General features: G+C 59.7%; 6 protein-coding genes. All 6 read right to left on the reverse strand.

Annotation, left to right across the window (positions count from 1 at the left end):
- Positions 1 to 761 precede the first annotated feature (761 nt).
- The 6 genes from EEB15_RS32560 to EEB15_RS34695 all read right to left on the reverse strand — a co-directional run bounded on the left by EEB15_RS32560 (position 762) and on the right by EEB15_RS34695 (position 7,376).
- Positions 762 to 1,196 (reverse strand): DUF4265 domain-containing protein, encoded by a 435-nt coding sequence (locus EEB15_RS32560; RefSeq protein ID WP_158290305.1) that lies wholly within the window; start codon positions 1,194 to 1,196, stop codon positions 762 to 764.
- Positions 1,197 to 2,573: 1,377 nt separating this feature from the next.
- Positions 2,574 to 2,840: a hypothetical protein gene (locus EEB15_RS32565; RefSeq protein WP_158290306.1), complete on the reverse strand. Its 267-nt coding sequence runs from the start codon at positions 2,838 to 2,840 to the stop codon at positions 2,574 to 2,576.
- A 656-nt stretch (positions 2,841 to 3,496) separates the two neighbouring features.
- The gene (locus EEB15_RS32570) at positions 3,497 to 3,856 is read right to left on the reverse strand and encodes an SMI1/KNR4 family protein (RefSeq protein WP_158290307.1); all 360 of its coding nucleotides are present in this window, start codon (positions 3,854 to 3,856) and stop codon (positions 3,497 to 3,499) included.
- Between the two features lie 207 nt (positions 3,857 to 4,063).
- Positions 4,064 to 4,537, reverse strand: coding sequence for a hypothetical protein (locus tag EEB15_RS32575; RefSeq protein ID WP_141514156.1), 474 nt, complete (start codon positions 4,535 to 4,537; stop codon positions 4,064 to 4,066).
- A gap of 928 nt (positions 4,538 to 5,465) precedes the next feature.
- The gene (locus tag EEB15_RS32580) at positions 5,466 to 5,849 is read right to left on the reverse strand and encodes a VOC family protein (protein WP_233259719.1); all 384 of its coding nucleotides are present in this window, start codon (positions 5,847 to 5,849) and stop codon (positions 5,466 to 5,468) included.
- 1,086 nt (positions 5,850 to 6,935) lie between these two features.
- On the reverse strand, positions 6,936 to 7,376 hold the full coding sequence (locus tag EEB15_RS34695; RefSeq protein ID WP_141514157.1) for an SMI1/KNR4 family protein: 441 nt from the start codon (positions 7,374 to 7,376) through the stop codon (positions 6,936 to 6,938).
- Positions 7,377 to 7,982: the final 606 nt, after the last annotated feature.

Raw genomic sequence — 7,982 nt, forward strand, 5'->3', positions numbered from 1 at the left:
ACGGCCTCACCATGCGGCGTGAGGCTCGCGCAGATGTTTCCAGGCAACCAACACCATCGCGCTCGAACCGGGGCTTGTCCAACAGCCGGTTCAGATCGCGGCTAGCGCGATCTAACCTTATTCGTTATGCGTTCCCGTCGCTACGGCAGCTCCCCTAAGTAGGGGAACGCACACCATGCTACCCAGCAAAACAAAATGCCGTGGAAAGCTGCTACTCGCGTCTGGCTGGGCGCGAATAGATTTCCGCGCCAGAGCAACAAGCTAGTGCATGCAAATGCCGCGTTGTAGACCAACATCAATACAGTGTGAAGCGGGCCTTGATACTTGACTCCATAACTCCAACCGACGACGAAGCCTCCAACAACTAGGGCAAGAATGGCGAGCAGCGCAAGTATCGAGCGCCGCGGGATTTGTTCTCCGCGCGCCGACGTCGGCTGGACCCATAGTAGAAACGCTAGCGTCACGGGAAGAGCCGCGACGATGGTCAAAATCAAGTTACGAATTGGCAGGTCCAAAGCATTGAGAGGCGTTGAACTAATCAAGAAAGCTGGAACCACAGTCACAAGAGAGTATGGCGACACCACCGTCGGCATGCCGGTCGCTATTGAGAGCGAACCGAGCGCCAGGACCCCGGTCGCCCAGAACGCAGTGAACCGACCGTCGTCAGTGAGACGCATAACGTAGAGATGACCGGACCACCAACATGAGCGGCGAAGCCGCAGCCTGCTGTTGTGGGTCCGCGTCGATTGCCCAGTTAGACATCAGTCCTCCCGACGCCAAACGGGATAAGCGAGGGCGACTTGTTCTTCACTGTACTTGCCGTCAAGTCGGGACTCGAGTTCCTCAATAGCCAGAGAAGATGGAACATCTATGGAATGGACTTGCCCGCCGGGGAAAGAAGAAGTATTGCAGCCGAGCGCACGGAGTTCATCGAGTTCTTGACGCAAGTCCACGCCCTGGACCATCAGCCACACAGTGGAATTGGCTGATGCTCGCAATGTCTCCCATTCAGTCACTTGCCCATTCACCTCCGACTTCACGCGAATCACGTCTCCGACAGCGAGGCCTTTTACGAAGAGCGGCGGGACTAAAACTTCGAACCCATCAGCGACGGGACGACAGGGTAGCCCCTCGGCTGCCACCGGGGGCCAGCCGTCGTCTACAGCGAGCGCGAAAGTGAGGTTCGTCGTTTCCACGAGTCCAGCCTGATGTCTAACGTGAAGATGACCGGACCACCAACATGAGCGGCGGAGCCGCAGCCTGCTGTTGTGGGTCCGTGTCGATTGACAAGTTATGGGGCAGGACTGCCTTTGTGCATGTGCTCATTGTTTGCCGCGCGATACGCATGACCATAGTTTGCCTCACGGATGCTGGCAAGCCAACTCGCCCGAGCGCTGCGCCTCCTCCGATTTGATGAGGCTGTCGCGCGAAGGCCAACGAACGCAGAAGCCTGGCCGGAGATGTCGGCAGCCAGGTGCTCCAATGCAGGCGCCGTGACTCACCCGAGCGCCGGGGTGCGACCCCCAGAAAAGCGGAGCCGCTCCGAGCGATGTGCAACGCTTGACGCCGTCCATGCGGTGCGAAGCCAATCGCGTGAAAGCTTCGCGCACCACTGCTTTCACCCCGCCCTATAACGTGAAGATGACCGGACCACCAACATGAGCGGCGAAGCCGCAGCCTGCTGTTGTGGGTCCGTGTCGATTGACATGTTATGGGGCAGGACGGCCTTTGTGCACGTGCTCATTGTTTGCCCCGCGATACGCATGACCAGAGTTTGCCTCACGGATGCTGGCAGGCCAACTCGCCCGAGTGCTGCGCCTCCTCGGACTTGATGAGGCCAAGGCGCGAAGGCCAGCAAGCGACGAGACCTGGCCGGAGATGTTGGTAGGCGAACGCTTGGATGCCGGCGCACCGACTCGCTCGAGCGCCGAGGTGAACCCCCCAGAACAGCGCGGAGGCCACGACTGAATGGCCACGATTGACGCCGTGCATGAAACCGCGAAGCCGATCGCGTGACAGCTTCGCGAACCACAGCGTTCACCCCGCCCTATAACGTAAAAATGACCGGACCACCAACATAAGCGGCGGAGCCGCAGCCTGCTGTTGTGGGTCCGCGTCGATTGACATGTTATGGGGCAGGACGCCCTCGGTGAAAGTGCTCGGAAATTGCCTCGCGATACACATGCCCATGGTGTGCCTCACGGGCGCCGGCAAGCCAACTCGCCCGAGTGCCGCGCCTCTTCCGATTTGATGAGGCCGCGGCGCGAAGGGCGACGAACACAGGAACCTGGCCGGAGATGGCGGCAGGACAATGCCCGCAAGCCGGCGCCGCGACTCGCCCGAGCGCCGTGGTGAAACCCCCAGAAAAGCGCAGCGGCCACGAGTGAATGGCAACGATTGATGCCGCGCGTGAGATCGCGAAGCCGATCGCGTGACAGCTTCGCGCGCCACCGCCTTCACCCCGCCCTATAACGTGAAGATGACCGGACCACCAACACCAGCGGCGAAGCCGCCTCCTGCTGTTGTGGGTCCGTGTCGATTGACAAGTTATGGCTCACGCGCGCTCCGCCTCGCTATTGGGGTTCCAGTACTTCGTCTGGGTTGCGCCAAAGCGTTTCCATAAACTTTTCCAAAGTGGGCGCCACTTCAAACGGCTCCGCGCCATTGAAGTAGTCGAGGTATACGGCACTGACGTCCGCGCTCACGGGCCGCAGACGATAGCACCACGAGCTAATCAGGTAGTCGCCGAAAAGTATGCCCCACTCTCCCACCACTGCGTTCTCTCGGACCACTTCGTCCAACGGCCAGAGCCGCCACATGGTGTCGTCCATCTGCTCCATGCCTCCGCAATGGCCATAGAGACGAATGACGTCGGCTGTAGGCTTGCATCCAACTGCGCCGAACGCCGCAAAGACCTCGGAGGGCGATGCGGGCGGAAGGATGCACGAACGCTCCGCACTCCATCGCTGAACTAGCTGCACAAGGTGGATCATGAGCTATAACGTGAAGATGACCGGACCACCAACATAAGCGGCGAAGCCGCCTCCTGCTGTTGTGGGTCCGCGTCGATTGACAAGTTATGGGGCAGGACTGCCTTTGTGCATGTGCTCATTGTTTGCCGCGCGATACGCATGACCATAGTTTGCCTCACGGATGCTGGCAAGCCAACTCGCCCGCGTGCTGCGCCTCCTCCGATTTGATGAGGCCAGGGCGCGAAGGCCAACGAACGGCAAGACCTGGCCGGAGATGTCGGCAGGCAAAACGCCTGGGCGCCGGCGCCTTGACTCACCCGAGTGCCGGGCTGCGACCCCCAGAAAAGCGGAGCCGCTACGAGCGATGTGCAACGCTTGACGCCCTCCATGCGGTGCGAAGCCAATCGCGTGAAAGCTTCGCGCATCGCTGCCTTCACCCCGCCCTATAACGTAAAAATGACCGGACCACCAACATGAGCGGCGGAGCCGCCTCCTGCTGTTGTGGGTCCGCGTCGATTGATAAGTTAGTCGGCTTGCCAGTCATAGGGTGCAAGGGTAAGCGATTCCACCCATTCCATCACCTTGAACTGACGACTTTCAAGGCACTCGAGAAAGTCTCGGAAACTGGAGGCCAGTACCGCAAAAGCAGGCTCAGCGCGAGAGAAAAACACGATGGAGCCATCAGCCGGAACATGGCCGTAGAAATTCCCAAGCGTGTCCTGCGCGAACAACAGCGCACCCTTTAGCTGTCCTTGATCGATTCGACGAAACCATTCTGGCCGAAAACTGAGGTCATCGTCGACGTTGCAGAAGCCGACGATAGCCAACCACGCCCGCATATCCGACGGCAGACTGCAACCGGCCGCCTCCTCCAGCGTGTGCACCTCGCGCTCCGACGGAACCGCGCAATGCTCAAGAATGGGCCGCGCGCGCAACCAACCTTTTGGCGCGCGGCGAGGTAGCGATCCGCGAGGTCTTGCATGCCGACTAACGTGAAGATGACCGGACCATCAACATGAGCGGCGAAGCCGCAGCCTGCTGTTGTGGGTCCGTGTCGATCGACAAGTTAGACCGGAGCTGGGCACGACTCTTCATTTGAACCCCTTCCGTTTCGCATTTTCCTCCGCACTAAGCACTCTCACGTGGTTCCACCAATCCTCTGGAAGCGGCTCTTCCTTCGGACTGACTCGCTTCGCCTTCCGGTTCGGCAACCAAGTGAAGTTCCCGTCGAATCGATGGATCTGTCGTGGCTTCAATGTCGCAACGACCTCTTCATAGTCATCCAGGAAAGCGAACTCGTCTCGAACAACGGGAAGCAACAGTTCGATATGTGACTTGCCCTCAACGTTCTGATTGATTGAGCCGGACGCCTTGTTTGAGAGGCGAAAGAAAAAGGCGCGGTATTGGATGCGCGGGGATTCGCGTGTAGCACGCTGAGTGAACGTCTTGGGTTGTGCGGCGATTCTTGCCGCGAGTGCGTCAAAGTCGTCGTCGATTTGGGCGACCAACGCGTAGTCTCGCCACAGGCGCGGCTTTGGCCAATCTCGATAGTCAACGATCTTCATTCTGATGCGGTCTAACGTGAAGATGACCGGACCACCAACACAAGCGGCGAAGCCGCCTCCTGCTGTTGTGGGTCCGTGTCGATTGACAAGTTATGGGGCAGGACGGCCCTTTTGCACGTGCTCATAATTTGCCTCGCGATACCCATGCCCATAGTTTGCCGCACCGACGCTCGCAAGCCAACTCGCCCGAGTACTGCGCCTCCTCCAATTTGAGGAGGCCGCGGCGCGAAGGCCAACGAATGCAGAGACCTGGCCGGAGATGTCGGTGGGCAGCTGCTTGGACGTCGGCGTCGCGACTCGCCCGAGCGTTGAGGTGAGACCCCCAGAAAAGCAGAGCCGCTACGAGCGAACGGAAACGATTGACGCCATGCGTGAGGTTGCGAAGCCGGTCGCGTGATGTCTTCGCGCGCCACTGCCTTCACCCCGCCGTATAACGTAGAGATGACCGGACCACCAACATGAGCGGCGAAGCCGCAGTCTGCTGTTGTGGGTCCGCGTCGATTGACATGTTATGGGGCAGGACGGCCTTTTTGCACGTGCTCATAATTTGCCTCGCGATACCCATGCCCATAGTTTGCCGCACCGACACTGGCAAGCCAACTCGCCCGAGTACTGCGCCTCCTCCAGTTTGAGGAGGCCGCGGCGCGAAGGCCAACGAATGGAGGGACTCGGCCGGAGATGTCGGCAGGCCAATGGCTTGGATGGCGGCGCCGCGACTCGCCCGAGCACCAGGGCGGAACCCCCAGAAAAGCGCAGCGATCCGAGTGAATGGCAACGATTGACGCCGCTTGTGAGATCGCGAAGTCGATCGCGTGACAGCTTCGCGTGCCACTGCCTTCACCCCGCCCTATAACGTAGAGATGACCGGACCACCAACATGGGCGGCGAAGCCGCAGCCTGCTGTTGTGGGTCCGTGTCGATTGACAAGTTAAGCCTCGGCGCTATGTTCTTGGCCCGACGCCGCCCCGCTCGGGCCACGCAGGCCAATGCAGTTACCCCAAGGATCTCGAACCTGGCACATTCGCTGCCCCTCATCGATGTTCATCGGCCCTCGGTAGAGTTTAGCCCCAAGGCTCTCGAAATGCGCCAGCGCTGCCTCGAAGTTCGCAACGTACCAATAGACTACCGAGCCGGCAGCACCGGACGCGACCTTTTCGTCGGAGGGCACGAATTCCAGGTCGATGCCTCCCACGCGCAAGTATTCGAAGTCAAACGCTTCAAGGCGTTTGCGTTTCGAGATGGGGAATGCGCGCTGATACCACTGGAGGGCCGCCTCCACGTCAGGCACGTGAATCAACACGGCGGAAATCACGGGCGCTATCGACACTGAGGTTTAACGTAAAGATGACCGGACCACCAACACAAGCGGCGAAGCCGCAACCTGCTGTTGTGGGTCCGCGTCGATTGACATGTTATGGGGCAGGCCGGCCTTTGTGCCTGTGCTCATTGTTTGCCGCGCGATACGCATGACCATAGCTTGCCTCACGGACGCTGGCAAGCCAACTCGCCCGAGTGCTGCGCCTCCTCCGATTTGATGAGGCCAGGGCGCGAAGGCCAACAAACGGCAAGACCTGGCCGCAGATGTCGGCAAGCAAACGTCTGGGGGCCGGCGCCGCGACTCGCCCGAGTGTGGAGATGCAACCCCCAGAAAAGCGGTGCGGACACGAGCGAATAGACACGCTTGAACGGGTGCCAGAGGATGCGAAGCCAACCGCGCGAAACCTATGCACACCACAGACCTCACCCCGCCCTATAACGTAAAAATGACCGGACCACCAACATGAGCGGCGAAGCCGCAGCCTGCTGTTGTGGGTCCGCGTCGATTGACATGTTAAGCAGCACGAGCCGCGGACGGAGACGCTTCCGCTTTCGGAGGCAACTTACCTTCCGGAATCGGCCACTCACACGTGATTGGACCATCTTCGACAATTGCGACTTCAATGTCCACCCTTTGATTCCAACCATCGCTCAACTCGTTCTCCTTCTGGGAATGCCATCGTTCGCTCTCTATGAAGAAGTTGGTCTCACGCGCGCCGGCCAATTGGAGCACTCGCTTCACTTCGGCGGCCCGGAGACGCGCAAGCTCTAGTGGTTTCTTCTCGCGGCTCGACGCGTGTGCACCAACAACGACAATTTCTGCGCTCGCGGCTCGACAACCTACTCGAAGAAGGATCGCGCGCTGATCTGCGCTGAGCGCGGCACTGCCCTCTGCGAAGTAGACAGTCCTCACAATTCGCAAGGGAGATCTTGATTCGGCGACGCACGCGACTGTCAACAGAAAAAGAGCTGCCAGCGAGCGAGCCACGGAGTTCATGCTGTTTAACGTGAAGATGACCGGGCAACAACACCTTGCGGCGAAGCCGCCTTCTGCTGTTGTTGATCCGTGTCGATTGACATGTTATCCCTCATGTGGCCGCAAGATGGCCAAGAATGCCTCGAAGGAAGGAGCCACTCTCGTGAGGCCGTTTTCGCCGGGAAGTTCGTGAAACCAGGCCGAAACTACCGGTGCGCCAGTGTTGCGATAGTCAAGACAGATGTAGTTGCCACCTCCATCTGCAGCAAACGGAACGACACTGCGAGGAAGACCGTGCTCCGCCCACGAGGAGAGGGCCGTCCAGAGCGACTCGGTATCCCATGGGGAGAGTGACAGCCAGCAGCCAACGGAGCCGCCGGCACCTGAGCCAGAGAACTCATAAACCGCATCGCCGTAAGAGCCAGCATACAGTGCCAGCACTTCGGAGTAACTCTCGGGAAAGCGTACGCCAAGCAGGCGCTCCGCACCCTCGATGTCTCGCTGCGATGCACCGTGTTCAGCGCGATCAAACCCCGGAACGTTCATGAGGGATAACGTAGAGATGACCGGACCACCAACGTGAGCGGCGGAGCCGCCTCCTGCTGTTGTGGGTCCGTGTCGATTGACAAGTTATGCGCCATACGACGCACCGGTGGCAAAGAGAACGTCGCCGGTTTCCAACTTGATGTACCTGCAGGCTACCTTTTCAACGCTACCTCCGTCTACGACCGCCCATGGACTCTTCGCAAAGAGCCCGGCCGCAGGAAGGCGACGCCCATCTGAATCGGCCCACCATTCACCGTCTTCCGAGTCCAGCAGCTTGGAAAGCTCCGCTCGCGACGCTTCAGACAAGACCAAGACTCCCTCGAGCAGTGTCGGATGCGTCACGCGCATCTCAAAGCGATGCTGGCCGCGGTACTCGAGGGTCAGCGTTCGGCTCATGGCGTATAACGTGAAGATGACCGGACCACCAACATCAGCGGCGAAGCCGCAGCCTGCTGTTGTGGGTCCGTGTCGATTGACATGTTGGACGAAGCCGCTACGCGGAGGAATCCCTCTCCTCGCTGGCACGATCTGTACTGCATGACGCTCCCTTCAATCCCGATGGGGGTGATTTTGCAGCAACTCGTGAGGATCAACCAGCATGGCTAC

Source organism: Ramlibacter sp. WS9 (assembly GCF_003797765.1).
Lineage (GTDB): Bacteria > Pseudomonadota > Gammaproteobacteria > Burkholderiales > Burkholderiaceae_C > Ramlibacter.

Coding starts and splice junctions, on each gene's coding strand:
- EEB15_RS32565 (WP_158290306.1), bottom strand. CDS start 2,840: ATGGAGCAGATGGACGACACCATGTGGCGGCTCTGGCCGTTGGACGAA.
- EEB15_RS32575 (WP_141514156.1), bottom strand. CDS start 4,537: ATGAAGATCGTTGACTATCGAGATTGGCCAAAGCCGCGCCTGTGGCGA.
- EEB15_RS34695 (WP_141514157.1), bottom strand. CDS start 7,376: ATGAACGTTCCGGGGTTTGATCGCGCTGAACACGGTGCATCGCAGCGA.